Here is a 16,814-nt window from a genome sequence, read left to right on the forward strand (position 1 = left end):
AGCCTTCCCCTCCCGAACCCCCCGGCGCCCGTCCGCGCCGGGGGGTTCCCCTCATGCGCCGACCCCGTGCAGCAGGGTGTCCACCACCCGGGTGGCCAGGTGGTCGACGGCCTCGTCGTCGGCGTCCCGGCCCTCCTCCGCCGCTTCGTGGATCAGCGCGTAGTAGACCCGGCGGGCCCACTCCAGGTCGGCGTCGGGGTGCAGCAGTCCCGCGTCCCGCGCGCGGCGGAAGAGCCGGTCGCACTGGTCCAGTACGTCGGCGTGGACCCGCGCCACGTCGGGGTCCGCGGGTACCACCCGGCTCATGGCGAAGCCCCAGCCGATCTTCACCCGCAGCACGTTGGCGGTCACCTGGTACAGGGCGACCAGCGGCGGCGCGGTGTGCGGGCGGGCGGCTACCACCGCCTCGTGGAACTGCCCGGTGGCCCATGCCGTCAGGGCGGCGACCAGTGCCTCGCGGGTGGCGAAGCGGCGGTGGACGGTGGTCCGGGCGACCCCCGCCGCCGCCGCGATCTGCTCCATGGTCGCCGCCGGGTCGGCGCTCAGGACGCGCTCGGCCGCCTCCAGGATCGTCCGCACGGTCCGTTCCGCGTCGGCGCGCAATGCCTGCCGCTTGGTTTCCATGGCCAGGATCGTACGCGGGAGCCACCGTTCCCTAGCTACTTGCGACACTCATGTTGCAAGTCATACGGTGACTGCGTCAACGGAGACGCGGGTATGCGTCGTGTGGAGGGGAACGCTCATGGATCTGCACCTGACCGGCAAGACCGCCGTGGTCACCGGCGCGAGCCGCGGCATCGGACTGGCGGACGTCGAGGCGCTCACCGCCGAGGGCGTCACGGTCGTCGCCGCGGCCCGCACGATCACTCCGGAGCTGAAGGAGACGGGCGCCCTGGCCGTCCCCGTCGACCTGGCCACGCCCGACGGCCCCGCCCACCTCGTCGAGCGTGCGACCGCCGAACTCGGCGGCGACTTCGACATCCTGGTCAACAACGTCGGCGGCGGCGACGGAGGCGAGGGCCGGACCGGCGGCTTCCTGTCCTTCACCGACGAGCAGTGGCAGCAGGCGCTCGAACTCAACCTGCTCGCCGCCGTACGCACCAGCCGCGCCGCCCTCCCCGCACTGGTGCGCAAGCGCGGCGCCCTGGTCGACATCTCCTCGAACGGCGCCCGCATCCCGCACGCCGGCCCCGTCCCGTACACGGCCGCCAAGGCCGCGCTGACGGCCTTCGGCAAGGCGCTGGCGGAGGAGTTCGGCCCGCAGGGCGTGCGCGTCAACACCGTCTCCCCGGGCCCGGTCCGCACGGCCCTGTGGGAGAGCCCCGACGGCTACGGCGCGGAGCTGGCCCGCGCGATGGGCGTGACGCAGCGGGAACTGCTGGCCGGCATCCCGACGGCGATGGGGATGACGACGGGCCGGCTCGTGGAACCGTCCGAGGTCGCGGCGCTCGTCGCCTATCTCGCCTCCCCAGTGGCGGGCAGCACCAGCGGCGCGGACTTCCTCATCGACGGAGGCGCCGTCAAGACCGCGTGATCCCGACGGGTCTCGGTGCCGTCGTCGGTCCATGCCTGCGAAATACTGGTCGAGCTGCGGCAATGGCCGCCGCCGAACACAACTTTCAGGACCGGGAAACCGCGCGAGGGGTGCTGACGTGCAGGAAAGCCGTACGGGGAATGACGCCGAAGTGGACGAGGAATTCCTCGCCCTGGAGCGTGAATTGGCCGTCTTCCTGCGCCGCGCCCGCGCCTCGTCCGGCGAAATGGCCCGCGAGGTCCACCCCGAACTCGAACCCGCCGCCTATGGCCTGCTCGTCCGCCTGGAGGAGGCCGGCACCCAGCGCGCCACCGAACTCGCCGCGTACTTCGGCGTCGGCAAGGCCACCATGAGCCGCCAGCTGCGCGCCCTGGAGGACCTCGGGCTCGTCGCCCGCGACCCCGACCCCGCCGACGGCCGCGCCTCCCTCGTACGCCTCACCGACGAGGGCCGCAGCCGCTTCCGCCGCGTACGCGACGCCCGCCGCGCCCGCTACGTACGCAAGCTCGCCGGCTGGGACCGGGCCGAGGTCGCCGAACTGGCCCGGCTGCTGCACCAGCTCAACACCTCGGCCGAGAGCTGACCACCTTTTGGGAAGCCGATAACCGGCCCATGGTGGTTGGAAGCGCACCCGCCCCTCCATCATCGACCGATGATCACGAACGTTCTCAGGGCGGCCCTCGCAGGCGCCGTGCTCATCGCGCCCGGCACCGCCACCGCCGCCCACGCCCACACCCCCACCCATGAGACCGACTGGCAGCGCGTCGGCGACGACATCACCTCCGGCATCAGCGGCATCGCCGTCGACGGCGTGCACGGCGGTACGGCGGACCTGCTCGCCGTACGGGACAACAAGAAGCCCGGCGAGAACCGGCTCGTGGCTTTGCGCCACCGCGCCGGCGCCCAGCCGTCGCAGCGGCCGGTGGCCTGGGCCGGGGAGCCGGCGGTGGACCTGGAGGCGATCGACGCCGTCCCGGGCCGGCCCCACGAGTACGTCGCACTGGCCAGTGGCGGAACGGCGTACCGCATCCACTGGGAGGGGGACACCGCGCGGGTCCTGGCCGCGTTCCCCGTACCCGGCGTCTCCCCGGACGACAACTACGAGGGATTCGCCCTCACCGCCTCCCGGGACGGAAAGGTCATCGCGGTGTGGGCCGACCGCGGGCAGGACGACCGGCCCGCGACCCTGTCCGCGGCGCCGTGGGATCCGCGCGGCAACACCTTCGGTGAGCCGGTCTCCGCCGAGTTCCGCGTCCCCTACCCGGCCCACGACGTGCGGCACATATCGGATGTGGAGGTCTCCGCCACCGGCCGGGTGACGGTCTCCTCGGCGTCGGACCCGGGCGACGACGGCCCGTACGACTCCGCCCTCTTCGACGCCGGCCGCGTGACGGCGTCCGGCCACGGCGGCCTCGTCCGGCTGACCGTCCACCGCTCCCCGCACCGGGTGGCCACGTTCCCCGGCCACAAGATCGAGGCTCTGGCGTGCCTGCCGCACTCCCGTGAGGGCGTCGTGGGCACGGACGACGAGAACGACGGCGGTTCGGTCACCGCCACGGACGTCTGCCGCCCGTGACCGGGTGAACGGGGGCGGCGCCCTCAGAGTTCGACGTACACCACTGTCGCGTCGTCGTGCCGCTTCCAGCGGTACGCGTACGAGGGCGACGCCTCCAGCTCCCGCACCCGGGCGATCAGCCCGCGCGGGCCCTCCTTGGCCACCACCGCGAAGCAGTCCGCCCAGTCGCCCATCCCGAACACCTCCGTCCAGCGCGTCGCCCCGTCCGTCATCGCGACCAGGGCCCGCACCTCGGCCGCCGGAGCGCTGCCCGTGACCGCGCGGGCCGCCACCGACGGGTCGGCCGCCGCCGTGAAGAAACCGCCCTCCTTGTTCCGCACGGTCGCGTCCGTGATCGCGTGGGAGGCCAGTGAGCCGGGCGGCAGCAGGTCGAGCCGGTCGTCCACCACCGCCCGGACCGCCCCCTCCGGCGACCGCAGCAGCAGCACCGAGTCGGCCAGCACGAGGTACTCGACGCGCTCCGCGCCCCAGCGCGCCAGGACCACCGTCGCCTGGGGCGTACGCACGTGAGAAAGGTCACACGTGTCCCGGTGGGCGTCTGCGGTGCGCCGGATTGCCTCCGACAGGATCCCGGTCAACGTCAGGTCCGGGCGTGAATCGGACAGTTCGGTCAGCGCGCCCCCGAGTCGCGCCGTGAACCAGGGCACCGAATGCTCACAACCGTCGTCGTCGAGCGGGGGCGTGACCCCGTCCAGAAGCACGAGCGTGCCGCCCTGGCCGGACGCGGGAACCGCCACGGAAGCCCAGTCCTCATTGGGGCGTTCCGGCGCGCCCGGGACGGAGGAGATCTCGGTGTGCATGGGCCCAGTCTGCATGACTTCTTCACACGGCCCATAGGCGACGGGAATTGGCCTGTACCAGCAGGTCAGGAAGTGCGTAACGGCGGAATCCGGCCCTCCGGCGAGATGCGGGCGGGCATCCTGCCAAAGCCCGCGCGGATCTTTCAACCCGTCGCCCCGCGCGTCCCCGGGGCATGTGCCCGGGAGAGTTGTTCGCCAACTCAGGAGTGTTGTTCACTCGTTCGGGTGGCGGAGTGGCCGACGTGTGCCCCCCTCAACAAAAGCGCTGGAATGGTCGAGGCCGTACCAGGGGTCGGGGGGCTGTTGGCCTGCGTGAGCGGTCGTCACCTCTGCTTCATGGGCGGACGAGTTCAAGAATGTGAGCACCGGTGCAGAAGCGCAGTGAGACTCCCGGCGATCCCCAGACACCGGGCGGCCGCGGCGTACGCGTACGCAGCCGGCTCGTCGCCGGCGTCGCGCTGGTCGGGATCACCGTCATAGGGGCCGGAGCCCCGGCCGTCCTCACCGCCTCCGGCGACCTCACCGACTCCCAGCGGCTGGTGAACCTCGCCGAGCTCAACCGGCAGGCGGTCACCCTCGCGCACTCCCTCGCGGACGAGCGCGACGAGGTCACCGCGTACATCGCCGCGGGACGGGGCGCCAAGGAGGGCGAGCCCTCGGACGAGGGCGGCCAGGGCGGCGAGCCCTCGGACAAGGGCGCCGAGGCCGGCGTCGACGCCGCCCGCCGTGCCCGCGTCGACCGGCAGATCGACGAGATCCACGCCGAGGCGCCCGCCGACCTCCGCCGCGAGCTCGCGGGCCTGCCCGCCATCCGGCGCTCCGCCCTCACCGGCAAGGGCACCGCCATGGAGGCCTACCGGGCGTACACCGACGTCATCACCAGGCTCCAGGCCCTCTCCGCCGAGCTCGCCGACAAGACCCCCGCCCGCGCCGCCGACGCGGGCGCCGGCACCCGCGCCCTCGCCGAACTCGGCCGCGCCGTCGACCAGGCCTCCGCCACCCGCGGCCTGCTCCTCGGCGCGCTCGCCGTCCCCGGCAAGAAGAAGGCCGGACTCGTCTACGACCCGATCACCGGCCAGTACGTCGAGCCCGAGGACCCCGCCGGTGAGGAGGCCGACCGCACGCGCGGTGCGCTGAGCGCCGCCGCCCAGCAGGCCCGCGTCCGCGAACAGGCCGCCCTCGCGGACTTCGACCAGGCCGCCCCGCCCGCCGCCCGCGACTCCCTCGCCGCCACGGTCACCGGCCCCGAGGTCAAGAGCGCCGAGACGTACCTCGCGCGCCTCACCGACCGGCCCGAACTGTCCGACGGCGACCGCAAGACCGACCAGGAAAAGCTCCGGGCCACCCTCACCGCCCGTATCGAGCAGATGCGGGGCGTCGAGTCCTCCCTCGCCACCGGCGAGGTGCGGCGCATGGAGCAGCTGCGCGACGACGACGTCACCGCGCTCGAACTGCGCATCGCGCTCCTCGGCGGCTGCCTGCTCATCGCGATCGGCGTCTCGACCGCCGTCGCCCGCACCCTCACCCAGCCGCTCGCCGTCCTCCGCATCGGCGCCGCCCGCCTCGCGGAGTCGCCCGAGACGGAGGAGCCGGTCCGCTACACCGGCCGCAACGACGAGTTCGCCCAGGTCGTACGCTCCCTCAACACCCTGCACGGCAAGCTGCTCGACCTCGGCGCCCGCGCCGAGCGGCTCGACGCCGAGCGCACCGACGCCGTCGCCGCCCGCGACGCCCTGACCGCCGAGCTGGCGGGCGTCCGCGCCGAACTCGGCGAACAGACCGCCGAGCTCACCACCGAACTCGAAGCGCTGCGCGGCAGCGTCCACCACACGTTCGTCAACCTCTCCCTCCGTACGCTCGGGCTCGTCGAACGGCAGCTCGCCGTCATCGAGCAGCTGGAGGAGCGCGAGCAGGACCCGGAGCGGCTCGCCACGCTCTTCAAGCTCGACCACATGGCCACCGTCATGCGGCGGCACAGCGAGAACCTGCTCGTCCTCGCCGGCCACGAGCACAACCACGCCCACCAGGGCCCGGTCCCGCTGGTCGACGTACTGCGCGCCGCCGTCAGCGAGATCGAGCGGTACGAGCGGGTCACCATCCAGTCGCTGCCGCCGCACGCGTACGTGGCCGGGTTCGCCGCCGACGACCTCTCGCACCTGCTGGCCGAGCTGCTGGAGAACGCCACGTCCTTCTCGCCGCCGGACGCGAAGGTCCAGTTCTCCGGCTGGCTGCTGGAGAGCGGCGAGGTGATGCTCTCCGTCGAGGACGAGGGCATAGGGATGACGGAGGGCCGGCTCGCCGAGCTGAACGCACGCCTGGCCGACCCGGAGACGGAGTCCCCGTCGGACGCCGACCGGGACGGCGAGGGCCTCGGCATCCGGGTGACCGCGCTGCTCGCGGCGCGGCACGGGGTACGGGTCCAGCTGCGCGAGCAGAAGCAGGGCGGCGTGACGGCGGTCGTCGTCCTCCCCTCCGCCCTGCTCCCGGAAGCCCCGCCGACCGCCCTGCCCCCGTCGGTCACCGTCGCGGGCACCGCCCCCACCCTGAACCTCCCCGGCTCGGTAGCCGAGGCCAACTCCAACACCCTCCCCGGCACCCGCACGCCCCGCGACCCCCTGGTCGCCGCCGCCGAAGCCACCCTCCGCGCCACCTCGACGACCGCCCCCGAGCCGGGCGTCCCGGCGCAGGACGCCTCCGCCGGCGAGGCCCACGCCGGGGGTGCCCCGGGCAAGGACGCCCCCGCGCCGGCCGCCGCCGAGCACGGGGCCGCCGTGCAGGACGCCCCCGCCGGGGCCGACCCCGCGCCGGGCGCCCCGGAACACGAGCGTCCGGCGGGCGAGGAGCCCGTGCGAGGCGACCACGCCGGGGACACCGCCGCGCACGCGGGCGCCGAGACCACGACCCCGGCCGGGACGCCCACCGTCCACGACGCCTCCGCGCGGGGCGCCGCGGCGCACACCACCCCCGCCTCGGACGGGCATGCGCAGGACGCCCCTGCCGGGCACGCGCCCGAGCCGGGCGCCCCGGCGCGGGACCCCCACGCCGGTGACGCGCCCACGCAGGCCGCGCCCGAGCTGGACGCCCACGCCGAGCACGGGCCCACGCAGGACGCGCCCGTGCCCGACGCGGCGGAGCACCCCGCGCCCGAGACCACCCTTCAGGTCCGCGCCCCGCGCGAGCCGGAGGCCGAGCCCCAGGCCGGGCCGGAGGTCGAGCCCGGCCCCGCGCCCGGGCCGGAGGCCGAGCAGGGGGACGCGTCCGACCCCAGCCCCGCCGCCGAGGCGCATGAGCGGGCGGACGCGCAGGAGGGGGACGCGTCGCGTGTCCGGGAGCCCAAGTGGGAGCGGGTGACCGACAAGGGGCTGCCCAAGCGGACGCCCAAGGTGGTGGAGCCGACCGCGCCACCCGCCGGGCGCAAGGGCGGGGTCGACGCCGAGGCGCTGCGGCGCCGGCTCGGCGGGTTCCACCAGGGCGCCAAGGAGGGCCGCCGCGACGCGGAGGCCGAGATCGCGGAGAGCACCCAGCAGTTGGAAGCGGTACGTACCGAAGAGACGGGGGACACAGTCGAGGAGGCACGCAGTTGACTGCGACGACCGGCAGTACCACCGGCACCGCAACGTTCGGACTGAGCAGCGAGGCCAAGAACCTGCACTGGCTGCTCGGCAACCTCGTCGAGGAGGTGCCAGGAGTCCGCTCGGTAGCCGTCGTCTCGTCCGACGGGCTGATGCTGCTCTCCTCCGACCCGGCCGACCGGAAGGGCAAGGCCCCGGCCGACCGTGCCCCGTCCGACGGTCCCCGTGGCTCCAGCGCCGACCTCGCCACCATCGTCTCGGGCATCGGCAGCCTCACCATCGGCGCCGCCAAGCTCATGGACGGCGGCAACGTCAAGCAGACGATGGTCGCCATGGAGGAGGGCAGCGTCTTCGTCATGTCGATCAGCGACGGCTCGCTGCTCGGCGTGTACGCCACGCCCGACTGCGACATGAGCGTCGTCGCGTACCACATGGCGCTCTTCGTCGGCCGCGCCGGACACGTACTCACGCCCGAACTCCGCAGCGAGCTGCGCAAGTCGATGGAGAGTGCCGCATGACCTCCGCATCCGCCGCCGGCCGGCTGCCGGTCCGGGGCGGCGGACGGCGGCCCGCCCGCGTCCGCCCCTACTCGCTCACTGGCGGCCGCACCCGCTTCGGCCACGTCCTGCTCGTCGAGACGTTCGTCGCCGCGCTCGAAGCCCCCGAGGAGCGCAAGGAGCTGACCAACGGCAGCCTCGCGTCCCGCGTCATGCCCGAGATGCGGGCCATCGTCGAGATCTGCCGCCGTATGCGTACGGTGGCGGAGATCTCCGCGCTGCTGAAGATGCCGCTGGGCGTCGTCCGGGTGCTGCTCAGCGACCTGGCGGACCAGGGAAGGATCCGCGTGTACGGCACCGGTCACGGCACCGGCCAGCCCGACCGCGCACTGCTCGAAAGGGTGCTGAGTGGCCTCCGCCGTCTCTGAGATACCCGTGGACGAGCCCGAGGCCCAGGAAGAGGTCCAGTCCTGGCAGCTCGACCACACCCGCGCCCCCATCGCGACGAAGGTCGTCGTCGCGGGCGGCTTCGGCGTCGGTAAGACGACCTTCGTCGGGTCCGTCTCCGAGATCACGCCGCTGCAGACCGAAGCCCTGATGACGCAGGCGAGCGAGGAGACCGACGACCTCTCCGCGACGCCCGACAAGCTCACCACCACCGTCGCCATGGACTTCGGGCGCATCACGCTCGACGACGACCTCGTCCTGTACCTCTTCGGTACGCCGGGACAGCAGCGGTTCTGGTTCATGTGGGACGACCTGGTGCGCGGGGCGATCGGCGCGATCGTCATGGCCGACACCCGGCGGCTGACCGACTGCTTCCCGGCGCTCGACTACTTCGAGAGCTGCGGCCTGCCGTACGTCGTGGCGGTCAACCACTTCGAGGGGACCGAGCTGTTCGAGCCCGAGGACGTACGCGAGGCGCTCACGGTGCCCAAGGACGTACCGATCGTGATCATGGACGCCCGGAAGCGGATCACGGTGGTCGAGTCGCTGCTGGCGCTGGTCGCCCGCGCCCTCGAAACCACCCCTGAGTAAGGAAAAGAGACCTTCGATGCGGAAGATACTCATCGTCGGAGCCGGGCAGTCCGGACTCCAGCTCGCCCTCGGCCTCCAGTCGCAGGGGTACGAGGTCACCCTGATGTCCAACCGCACGGCGGACGAGATCCGGTCCGGCCGGGTCATGTCCACGCAGTGCATGTTCCACACGGCGCTCCAGCACGAGCGGGACCTCGGCATCAACTTCTGGGAGTCCCAGGCCCCGAAGATCGAGGGCCTCGGCGTCTCCGTCGCCGGACCGGAGTCGCAGAGGGTGATCGACTGGCTGGGCACGCTCGACGGTTACGCCCAGTCCGTCGACCAGCGGGTGAAGATGGCCGGCTGGATGGAGACCTTCGCGCAGCGCGGCGGCCAGCTCGTCATCCACGGCGCGGCGGTCTCCGACCTGGACTACTTCTCCCGTACGTACGACCTGGTGCTCGTGTCGGCGGGCAAGGGCGAGCTGGTGTCGATGTTCGGCCGGGACGCGTCCCGCTCCCCGTACAGCGAGCCGCAGCGCGCGCTGGCCGTCGCGTACGTGCACGGGCTCGGCCCGCGCCCCGAGCACCCGGACGTCGAGGCGGTCCGCTGCAACCTGGTGCCGGGCGTCGGCGAGATGTTCATCATGCCGACCCTCACCACCTCCGGCCGCGCCGACATCCTGTTCTGGGAGGGCATCCCGGGCGGCCCGCTGGACGTCTTCCAGGGCGTCAAGGACCCCTCCGAGCACCTGGCGCTGACGCTGGAGCTGATGGAGAAGTTCCTGCCCTGGGAGTACGCGCGGGCCACCAAGGTGGAGCTGACCGACGCCAACGGCACCCTGTCCGGCCGGTACGCCCCGACCGTACGCAACCCCATCGGCCGCCTCCCCGGCGGTGGCCTGGTCCTCGGCGTCGCGGACGTCGTCGTCGCCAACGACCCGATCACGGGCCAGGGCTCCAACTCGGCGTCCAAGTGCGCGGCGTCGTACCTCGCGTCGATCACCGAGCACGGTGACAAGCCGTTCGACGAGGCCTGGATGCAGCAGACCTTCGACCGCTACTGGGACACCGCCCAGCACGTCACCAAGTGGACCAACGCCATGCTCGGCGTCCCCCCGGAGCACGTCCTCAACCTCATCGGTGCCGCCGGCCAGCTCCCCCCGGTCGCCAACCGCTTCGCGAACGGCTTCAACGACCCGGCCGACTTCGAGAACTTCTTCTACGACCCGGACAGGACGGCCGCCTACCTCGCCTCCGTCACGCCCGCCTGACGGCCTCCCGCCTCGAAGGGCCCGGCCCCCGTCCTGATGGACCGGGGGCCGGGCCCGTGCCCGTAGGACGGCACCGGCGCGCCCGCCGTTCGGCCGGTGAATAGAATCGGCTCTCATGTCGAACGCTGATGAACTCCTCACTGACATCGCCACCAAGGTCGAGTCCGAGCAGAGCACCCAGATGTCGCTGACCGTGGTCATCGGCGGCGCTGTCATCACCGGACGGTTGGCCCCCGAAGCCGTGTGGCGGCAGCGGGTGTCGGAGGTCCTGCGGGATTCGGACCGCCTCGGCCCGTTCTCCGGTGTCTTCTCCGCCGACCGGCCGGGCCACGACAAGCCGCCCACGCATCTGCACTTCCACGTCGCCCGGATCCTGCAGGGCAACATCGGGATCCCCGAGACGGGCGGGATGTACCGCGTGGCCATCGAGGACGTCAGCGGCTGGACCGTCGGCGACTTCAGCTACTCCGATCACTGAGCCGGCCGTCCCGGGGCCCCGCTAGCCCTCGTCGTACCCCTCGTCGGAGCCGCCCGCCGTGCCGGTGGGGATCTCCGGCGGGGTGTACGAGCGGAGGGAGCGGGCCGTGGGGTCGGGGCGGACGGCGCCGAGGAGGGGGTTGGCGGCGATGGGGGAGACCTTGACCTGGGCGCCGGGGCGGGGGGCGTGGATGACCTGGCCGTCGCCGAGGTAGATCGCCACATGGGTGGCCTTGGGGAAGTAGACCACCAGGTCACCGGGGCGGAGGGCGCGTAGCGGCACCTTGGGCAGGGTGCGCCACTGTTCCTGGCTGGTGCGCGGGATGGGGCGGCCCGCCGTGGCCCAGGCCTGGGAGGTGAGGCCCGAGCAGTCGAAGGACCGCGGGCCCTCGGCGCCCCACACGTACGGCTTGCCGATCTGTTCGGCAGCGTACGAGAGGGCTTCGTCGCCCAGTGCGGAGGGGGTGCGGGTGCCGTCGGGCTCCAGCTCGCCGGTGGCGAGGAGTTCGCGCTGGGCGTCCGCCGTCTCGGTCTCCTCCAGGGAGGTCAGTTGCTCGACCTCCTCGTCGGAGAGCGTGGCGAGGGTTTCCTCGACCTCCTTCAGGCGGGCCGTGACGTCGTCGCGGGCCTTCTTCTGTTTCTCGGCCAGCGTCTGCTCCCGGTCCAGCGCCTTGCGCGACGCCGTCGCCAGCCGGTCCGCCCGCTTCTCCCCCTTCTGCAGCCGGACCACGATCGCCGCCCGCTCGCGGGCCGCGCGCCGCAGCAGGTGGTGCTGGTCCAGGGCGTGGTCGGGGTCGCGGGCGAGCAGCAGGCGCAGGGAGGAGGAGAAGTCGGTACGGCCCTGGTACTGGGCGCGGGCCAGCCGGCCGGCCTCCGCCCGGGCGCGGGCGAGGGAATCGCGGGTCCGGGTCAGGTCGCCGGTGAGCTTCTTCGTCTCGGCGGTGAGCGCCTTCAGCTCCTCCTCGGTGGCGTTGTACGTCTCGGTCGCCTCCTCCGCCTGCTGGTACAGCGTGCGGAGCTGGGTGAGCATCTCCGACACGGTGGATTCCGGCGGTTCGGGCGCGGCGGCGGCGGGGGCGGCCGGCAGCGCGGCCACCAGTGCGGCCACGCACACCGTGTGCAGCAGCTTTCCTGACATGTCATCACCTCCGCCCTCATCATGGGGCGGTGGATGATACGACTAACGCATAAAATGCATGAGTGGGCGGATCGGCCCACTACGGTCACCCGTCCCGGTCACTCCGCCGGCACCGCGTAGAACGTCCGGTCCCGGCGGACCACCACCCCCGCGGCGCCCGCCGCCAGCACACGGTACGACGCCGACGTGTCCTTGCCGCCCGGCTCCTGGACCCCGGCGTCCTGGAACTTCCACAGCCGCCGCCCGTCGCCCGCCCCGAACGCGGTGACCTGCGCGCCGTCCGCCACGAGCAGGGTGCGGCCGCTCGTGCTGACGGTCACGCCCGGCACGTCGCCGCCCGCCGCCGCCTCCGTACCGCGCCGCCAGCGCGGCGTGCCGGTCGCCGGGTCGACCGCGTACACCGTCTGCGAACGGTCCGCGACGTACAGCGTGCCGCCCCGCACCTCGGCCCGCCCGAAGACGCCGCCGCCCGCCAGCTGCCACAGCGGCCTGCGGGTACGGGTGTCGAAGGCGTGCAGGCCGCCCGCGACCGCCGCGTACAGCCGCCCCGACTCGTCCCCCGACACGGTGCTCCCCGGCCGTGCCGCGCCGAACGGCCGGAACCACTGGCGCGCGCCGGTGGCCCGGTCGTGCGAGTAGAAGACCGCGAGCCCCTTGGCGGCCTTGACCTGCGCCGCCGTCAGCGACCGCGGATCCTGGCGCACGACGAGGGCGTCCGGCCGCAGCGCCAGCACCTCATAGGCGGGGGTGTACGGGGCGCGGCCGTTGGGCACCTGGATCCGCCACAGCTCCTTGGACCGGGCCATGTCGTACGCGAAGAGGTACGTACGGGCCGCGAGGGTGCCGGTGAACCAGACGACGTCCCCCGAGTGCCCGGCGACCGCCGCCAGGCGGACCCCGTCGGGGTACGCCACCCGGCCCTCGACCGTGCCGTCCTTCGGCGCCAGCAGCCGGAACCCGTCGGCGCCGACGACGAGCAGCCGGTCGTTCCCGATGGTCAGGCTGCGGTGTACGGAGGCGGCGTCGGCGCGCTGCCAGAGGCGCCGGCCGGTGGTGAGGTCCACGGCCGTGGTGTGGGCGTCGGAGGTGAGGACCAGGGTCCGGCCTCGCCAGACGGCGGCGTTCAGCGTGCCGCGCGCGGTGGCGGGGTGTACGTACGCCCAGCGCGGCTTGGGCGGCACCCCCGCGACCGCGGGGCGGGGCCGGGCGGCGGGCTTGGCGTCGGTACGCGGTCCCTCGCCGCCGTCACCGGACGCGAACGCCAGCACGCCGCCGCCCCCGAGGACGGCACCGGCCGCCCCCGCGGCCAGCCCGGTCAGCAGGCCACGCCGGGACAGCCCGGGGGCGGATGCCGCCGGCGCGGGTGCCAGGACCGGCACCGGCAGCACGGGCGCCGGGGCCTGCGCCTGCACCGGCGGGGCGGGCGGGAGGAGGACGGGCTCGGCGGCCTGCGGCGCGCGTGCCGCGACGAGTTCGGTGGTGGCAGCATCCCGCCGCGCCCGGACGCGCCCGACACGCACGGTCCGCCCGTCGGAGTCCCCGCCGACGTCGCCCCGGCGACCCGAGTCGTGCGCCGCCGCCCGTGCCCCCGGGCCACGCCCGCCGACGGCGTCAGCGTCCGCGCCGTACCCGTCCGGGCCCTCGCGGCTCCCGTCGCGCCCGCCGGCGTCGGGCCTGTTGGTGTCCTGCCTGACGCCGTCCAGGCTGTCCAGGTCATGCGCATTCACGTCCTGGGCGCGCCCGTCGGCGTTCCGTCCGTCTACGGCGTGCACGTTCGCGCCGTGCCCGTCCGCATCCTCGCGGTTCGCCTCGCGTGCGGCGACGTCGCCCCCGTCGGCGTCCCGCTCCTCCGGGCCGTGCGTGACGCCGTCCAGGCGGCCCGGGCCGGCCGAGTCGGTGTCCTGCGGTGCCGCGTCGGGCCTGACCGCCTCGCGCTCTTCCTCGCCCTCCCACGCACACTCCAGCGCGGTCACCCGCGCCGCCTGGGCGTCGAGTGCCTCGACCAGCCGGTCCGGCAGCCAGCCGCCCCGGGCCAGGGCCGACGCGCCTTCCAGGGCCAGGGCCGCGGCGGCCTCTCCGGCGCCGGGGCGGTCCTCCGGGGACTTGGCGAGGCACCGGGCGATCAGCGGGCGCAGGGTTTCCGGGACCGTGCCGAGCTCCGGTTCGGCGTCCGCGATGGCCGCCGCGTCCGCGAGCGGAGGGGTGCCGGTGGCGGCGTACGCCAGCAGCAGGCCGAGCACGAAGACGTCCGACGGCGGGCCCGGCTCGTGGCCGGCGACCTGCTCGGGGGTGAGGTAGCCGAGCCGTACCGACAGCCGGCCGCCCGCACCGGACCGGGCCGACTCCGCCGCGCCCAGCGCGCCGAACGCGGTCAGCCGGGGCCCGTCGCCCGCCAGCAGCACCGTCCCGGGGGCGAGCCCGTGCAGCACGGCGCCGGTCGCGTGGACCCGCGACAGCGTCTCGGCGAGCCCCGCGCCCAGCACCCGTACCGCCCGCTCCGGCAACGGCCCGGCACCGGCGACCGCTTCGCCGAGGGTGAGCGCGGGTACGTAGGGTGCCGCCGTCCACAGCTCGGGTCCCTCGACGGCGGATTCCAGCAGCCGCGGCACCCAGCCCCCGGCCAGCCGCTCGGCCGTACGTGCCTCCGCCGCGAACCGGCGCCGGAAGGCGGGCAGTTCCGCGAGCGCGGCCGACGCCACGGTGACCACGACCGTCGTACCCTCACCGTCCCGTGCGACATACCGCGCCGCGCTCGCCGACTCCCCGAAGCGGGCGAGGACGGTGTACGGGCCGCAGCGGCGGGGGTCACCGTCCCGCAGCGGCTCGATCGGCTGGAACGGCGACGACGATTCCATGCGGAAGCTCCCCCTTTGGCGGCGTGGCGGCCTGAATGCCCGTGATCCTACGACTTCCTGGACCAGGGCCAGTTCAGCCGGCGCCGCTCGCGCCCCTCGGGGGCGTACTCGTACTTCCAGCCGCGCTGGAGCCCGAGACGCCTGGTGTAGCCGGAGGGGACCCGGCGGTAGGCGTGGACGGCCGGCGGGCCGCCGTCGTCGGCCGGGACGGGGACCGTGTACCACTTGGGCGGATGGCCGGTCAGGCCGGTGAGGACCGGCAGGACCCGGCCGTCCAGGGGTCCGCCGTAGAAGGGGGTGTTCTCGCTTCGCACCCCGCCAGTGTCACAGGAGGTGCGCGGCCTCGCTCACCACGGGGATCACCCGGCGCGCCAGCGTGCCCACCGGCCCGTCTGCGGTCTCCTGCGACAGCAGCACCGCCACCGCCCCGGCCGTCTGCCCGTCGGTCGCGGCGGTCGCCGTCAGCAGCGCGATCAGGTGGTCGACCAGCCAGGCGCGCAACTCGCCGGCCGGCGGGCGCTTGTCCTCGTCCAGCCAGATGAGTGACGCCGCCTCGACGGCCGCGATCCACGTACGCACCATCATCCGCAGCCTCGGCCCCGGGTCCGGCACACCCAGGTGCAGCAGGATCTGCTCGGCTGCCGCGCGCCGCACCTCGTCGACCATCGCGGTCGTACGGGACGTCTCCGCGACGCTGCCGCCCTGGAGCAGGGCGCTGAACCCGGCGTCGTGCTGGTCGACGAAGGCGAGGTACCGGTCGAGGACGCGCGCGAGCCGCTCGGTCGGAGGGCCCACGGGCGGTTCGGCGAAGCACAGCTCCAGCTCGTCGGCGGCCGACCGCAGCGCCGCCTCGTACAACTCCTGCTTGCCGCCCGCGAAGTAGCGGTACACGAGCGGGCGCGAGACACCGGCCGCCTCGGCGACGTCGTCGAGCGAGACGTCCTCCGGCGCCCGGTGCGCGAAGAGCGAGAGGGCGACGCCGAGGAGCTGTGTACGGCGCTCCTCGACGCTGAGCCGTCGGTACGCGGGTGCGGGCGTGGCGGCACTGGTCATGCCCGCAGCGTAGCTCCGCCCCATCCTCCGCAGCGCGGGGCTTCAGGCCAGGAGGCCGGAACTCTTCCAGAGCCTGCGGCCCACGCCCCGCAGCACCCCGATGTCGTCGAGGAAGTCCGTCAGCCGCCTGGCGCCCGACTGCATGACCTCGCGGCGGTGGCCGCTGGCCCTGACCTGGGCGACCGCCTCGCGCCGGTCGAGGCCGACGTTCTCGTACACCTGGGGGTTGACGAAGCAGACGGAGAAGACGCGCGCCGCCTCGCCGCAGCTGATCCGGGTGAACTCCTGCTCCCAGCGCGGGGCGGTCACCATCTGCCGGCGCAACTCCTCGCGCGCGTACCGGACGTGGCGGGCCTCCTCCACCACGTGGATGCGGGTCACGCCGCGCACCAGGGTCTGGACGCGCTCGTCGGGGAAGGTGAGGCGCTGCATCCAGTCGAGGATCTCCTCACCGAGCAGCGTGGCGGCGAACGAACCGGGGGTCGTCGACACGGTCTTGAGGACGCGCGCCATGTTGTGGTAGACGCGCGGCACTTGGTACGCCGGGGCCTCGCCCTTCTGGATCATCTTCGCGAACATCATCGAGTGACGGCACTCGTCCGCGATCTCGGTGAGCGCGTACCGGACATGGTTGCTGGTGACCGACTTGTCGTAGATGTGCCGGACCAGCAGCTGCATCAGGATGATCTCGAACCAGATGCCGAGCGAGGCGAGCGACGCGGCCTCGTGCCGGGCCAGGTCCATCCGCTGCTCCTCGGACATCTTCCGCCACAGCGGGGTGTCGTAGAGGGAGACCAGCTCCGGCGGCCAGAACCACTTGCCGTCCTCGACCGGGGCGTCCCAGTCGAGTTCCTTGTCGGGGTCGAAGGAGTGCTTGGCCGAGGACTCGAGCAGGCGCTCGGCGACCTGTTCGCGGTCCCGGAGCGGGCCGAGCGCGTCGCGGAGCAGACGTATGTCGCGTTCGGTCACGGTCGTCATGAGCGGGGCACCTCGCGCAGTTGGGGTTACTGGGGGTCACCCCT

The 16,814-nt window shown here is 73.7% G+C and carries 16 protein-coding genes; 9 read left to right on the top strand and 7 right to left on the bottom strand.

All coding sequences use genetic code 11. The features are described from left to right. Nucleotides 1-51: 51 nt before the first annotated feature. Nucleotides 52-624, bottom strand: a complete 573-nt coding sequence (locus BKD26_RS04655) for a TetR/AcrR family transcriptional regulator (RefSeq protein WP_084896025.1) — start codon at nucleotides 622-624, stop codon at nucleotides 52-54. A 118-nt stretch (nucleotides 625-742) separates the two neighbouring features. On the opposite strand from BKD26_RS04655, the gene BKD26_RS04660 reads away from it, so the two are divergent. The 3 genes from BKD26_RS04660 to BKD26_RS04670 all read left to right on the top strand — a co-directional run bounded on the left by BKD26_RS04660 (nucleotide 743) and on the right by BKD26_RS04670 (nucleotide 3,110). Next, entirely contained in the window at nucleotides 743-1,534 is a 792-nt protein-coding gene (locus BKD26_RS04660) for an SDR family oxidoreductase (RefSeq protein ID WP_084896027.1), read from the top strand. 118 nt (nucleotides 1,535-1,652) lie between these two features. Next, nucleotides 1,653-2,117 (top strand): MarR family transcriptional regulator, encoded by a 465-nt coding sequence (locus tag BKD26_RS04665; protein WP_084896029.1) that lies wholly within the window; start codon nucleotides 1,653-1,655, stop codon nucleotides 2,115-2,117. Nucleotides 2,118-2,186: 69 nt separating this feature from the next. Further along, nucleotides 2,187-3,110 carry a hypothetical protein gene (locus tag BKD26_RS04670; RefSeq protein WP_084896031.1) on the top strand — a complete coding sequence of 308 codons (924 nt, stop codon included), beginning with the start codon at nucleotides 2,187-2,189 and terminating at the stop codon, nucleotides 3,108-3,110. Between the two features lie 23 nt (nucleotides 3,111-3,133). Here BKD26_RS04670 and BKD26_RS04675 read toward each other — a convergent pair whose 3' ends face one another. Further along, on the bottom strand, nucleotides 3,134-3,910 hold the full coding sequence (locus BKD26_RS04675) for a hypothetical protein (protein WP_084896032.1): 777 nt from the start codon (nucleotides 3,908-3,910) through the stop codon (nucleotides 3,134-3,136). 368 nt (nucleotides 3,911-4,278) lie between these two features. Between BKD26_RS04675 and BKD26_RS04680 the strand changes: the two genes are divergently transcribed. The 6 genes from BKD26_RS04680 to BKD26_RS04705 all read left to right on the top strand — a co-directional run bounded on the left by BKD26_RS04680 (nucleotide 4,279) and on the right by BKD26_RS04705 (nucleotide 10,747). Next, nucleotides 4,279-7,494: a nitrate- and nitrite sensing domain-containing protein gene (locus BKD26_RS04680; RefSeq protein WP_084896034.1), complete on the top strand. Its 3,216-nt coding sequence runs from the start codon at nucleotides 4,279-4,281 to the stop codon at nucleotides 7,492-7,494. Next, entirely contained in the window at nucleotides 7,491-8,000 is a 510-nt protein-coding gene (locus tag BKD26_RS04685; protein ID WP_084896036.1) for a roadblock/LC7 domain-containing protein, read from the top strand. Before BKD26_RS04680 ends, BKD26_RS04685 begins: the two co-directional genes overlap by 4 nt. After that, the gene (locus tag BKD26_RS04690; RefSeq protein WP_073754307.1) at nucleotides 7,997-8,407 is read left to right on the top strand and encodes a DUF742 domain-containing protein; all 411 of its coding nucleotides are present in this window, start codon (nucleotides 7,997-7,999) and stop codon (nucleotides 8,405-8,407) included. The genes BKD26_RS04685 and BKD26_RS04690 overlap by 4 nt, the downstream gene beginning before the upstream one ends. 7 nt (nucleotides 8,408-8,414) lie before the next feature. Then, on the top strand, nucleotides 8,415-9,017 hold the full coding sequence (locus tag BKD26_RS04695) for an ATP/GTP-binding protein (RefSeq protein ID WP_241518533.1): 603 nt from the start codon (nucleotides 8,415-8,417) through the stop codon (nucleotides 9,015-9,017). Between the two features lie 16 nt (nucleotides 9,018-9,033). After that, a complete protein-coding gene (locus BKD26_RS04700; RefSeq protein WP_084896040.1) occupies nucleotides 9,034-10,269 on the top strand; it encodes a styrene monooxygenase/indole monooxygenase family protein in 1,236 nt (411 codons plus the stop codon). Nucleotides 10,270-10,384: 115 nt separating this feature from the next. After that, the gene (locus BKD26_RS04705) at nucleotides 10,385-10,747 is read left to right on the top strand and encodes a hypothetical protein (RefSeq protein WP_084896042.1); all 363 of its coding nucleotides are present in this window, start codon (nucleotides 10,385-10,387) and stop codon (nucleotides 10,745-10,747) included. A gap of 21 nt (nucleotides 10,748-10,768) precedes the next feature. Here BKD26_RS04705 and BKD26_RS04710 read toward each other — a convergent pair whose 3' ends face one another. The 5 genes from BKD26_RS04710 to BKD26_RS04730 all read right to left on the bottom strand — a co-directional run bounded on the left by BKD26_RS04710 (nucleotide 10,769) and on the right by BKD26_RS04730 (nucleotide 16,770). Continuing rightward, on the bottom strand, nucleotides 10,769-11,884 hold the full coding sequence (locus BKD26_RS04710) for a C40 family peptidase (RefSeq protein ID WP_084896043.1): 1,116 nt from the start codon (nucleotides 11,882-11,884) through the stop codon (nucleotides 10,769-10,771). Nucleotides 11,885-11,982: 98 nt separating this feature from the next. Then, nucleotides 11,983-14,739, bottom strand: a complete 2,757-nt coding sequence (locus tag BKD26_RS04715) for a PQQ-binding-like beta-propeller repeat protein (protein ID WP_107417757.1) — start codon at nucleotides 14,737-14,739, stop codon at nucleotides 11,983-11,985. A gap of 47 nt (nucleotides 14,740-14,786) precedes the next feature. Next, a complete protein-coding gene (locus tag BKD26_RS04720) occupies nucleotides 14,787-15,053 on the bottom strand; it encodes a hypothetical protein (protein ID WP_084896045.1) in 267 nt (88 codons plus the stop codon). A gap of 10 nt (nucleotides 15,054-15,063) precedes the next feature. Continuing rightward, on the bottom strand, nucleotides 15,064-15,792 hold the full coding sequence (locus BKD26_RS04725; protein ID WP_084896047.1) for a TetR/AcrR family transcriptional regulator: 729 nt from the start codon (nucleotides 15,790-15,792) through the stop codon (nucleotides 15,064-15,066). Between the two features lie 42 nt (nucleotides 15,793-15,834). Then, a complete protein-coding gene (locus tag BKD26_RS04730; RefSeq protein ID WP_084896049.1) occupies nucleotides 15,835-16,770 on the bottom strand; it encodes a diiron oxygenase in 936 nt (311 codons plus the stop codon). Nucleotides 16,771-16,814: the final 44 nt, after the last annotated feature.

This window comes from Streptomyces sp. CB03238 (assembly GCF_002099185.1).
Classification (GTDB): Bacteria; Actinomycetota; Actinomycetes; order Streptomycetales; family Streptomycetaceae; genus Streptomyces.

What these genes read in the sequence shown, in the direction of transcription:
- BKD26_RS04690 (WP_073754307.1), top strand. Translation starts at nt 7,997, where the DNA reads ATGACCTCCGCATCCGCCGCCGGCCGGCTGCCGGTCCGGGGCGGCGGA.
- BKD26_RS04715 (WP_107417757.1), bottom strand. Translation starts at nt 14,739, where the DNA reads ATGGAATCGTCGTCGCCGTTCCAGCCGATCGAGCCGCTGCGGGACGGT.
- BKD26_RS04660 (WP_084896027.1), top strand. Translation starts at nt 743, where the DNA reads ATGGATCTGCACCTGACCGGCAAGACCGCCGTGGTCACCGGCGCGAGC.
- BKD26_RS04700 (WP_084896040.1), top strand. Translation starts at nt 9,034, where the DNA reads ATGCGGAAGATACTCATCGTCGGAGCCGGGCAGTCCGGACTCCAGCTC.
- BKD26_RS04705 (WP_084896042.1), top strand. Translation starts at nt 10,385, where the DNA reads ATGTCGAACGCTGATGAACTCCTCACTGACATCGCCACCAAGGTCGAG.
- BKD26_RS04730 (WP_084896049.1), bottom strand. Translation starts at nt 16,770, where the DNA reads ATGACGACCGTGACCGAACGCGACATACGTCTGCTCCGCGACGCGCTC.
- BKD26_RS04710 (WP_084896043.1), bottom strand. Translation starts at nt 11,884, where the DNA reads ATGTCAGGAAAGCTGCTGCACACGGTGTGCGTGGCCGCACTGGTGGCC.
- BKD26_RS04655 (WP_084896025.1), bottom strand. Translation starts at nt 624, where the DNA reads ATGGAAACCAAGCGGCAGGCATTGCGCGCCGACGCGGAACGGACCGTG.
- BKD26_RS04725 (WP_084896047.1), bottom strand. Translation starts at nt 15,792, where the DNA reads ATGACCAGTGCCGCCACGCCCGCACCCGCGTACCGACGGCTCAGCGTC.
- BKD26_RS04675 (WP_084896032.1), bottom strand. Translation starts at nt 3,910, where the DNA reads ATGCACACCGAGATCTCCTCCGTCCCGGGCGCGCCGGAACGCCCCAAT.
- BKD26_RS04670 (WP_084896031.1), top strand. Translation starts at nt 2,187, where the DNA reads ATGATCACGAACGTTCTCAGGGCGGCCCTCGCAGGCGCCGTGCTCATC.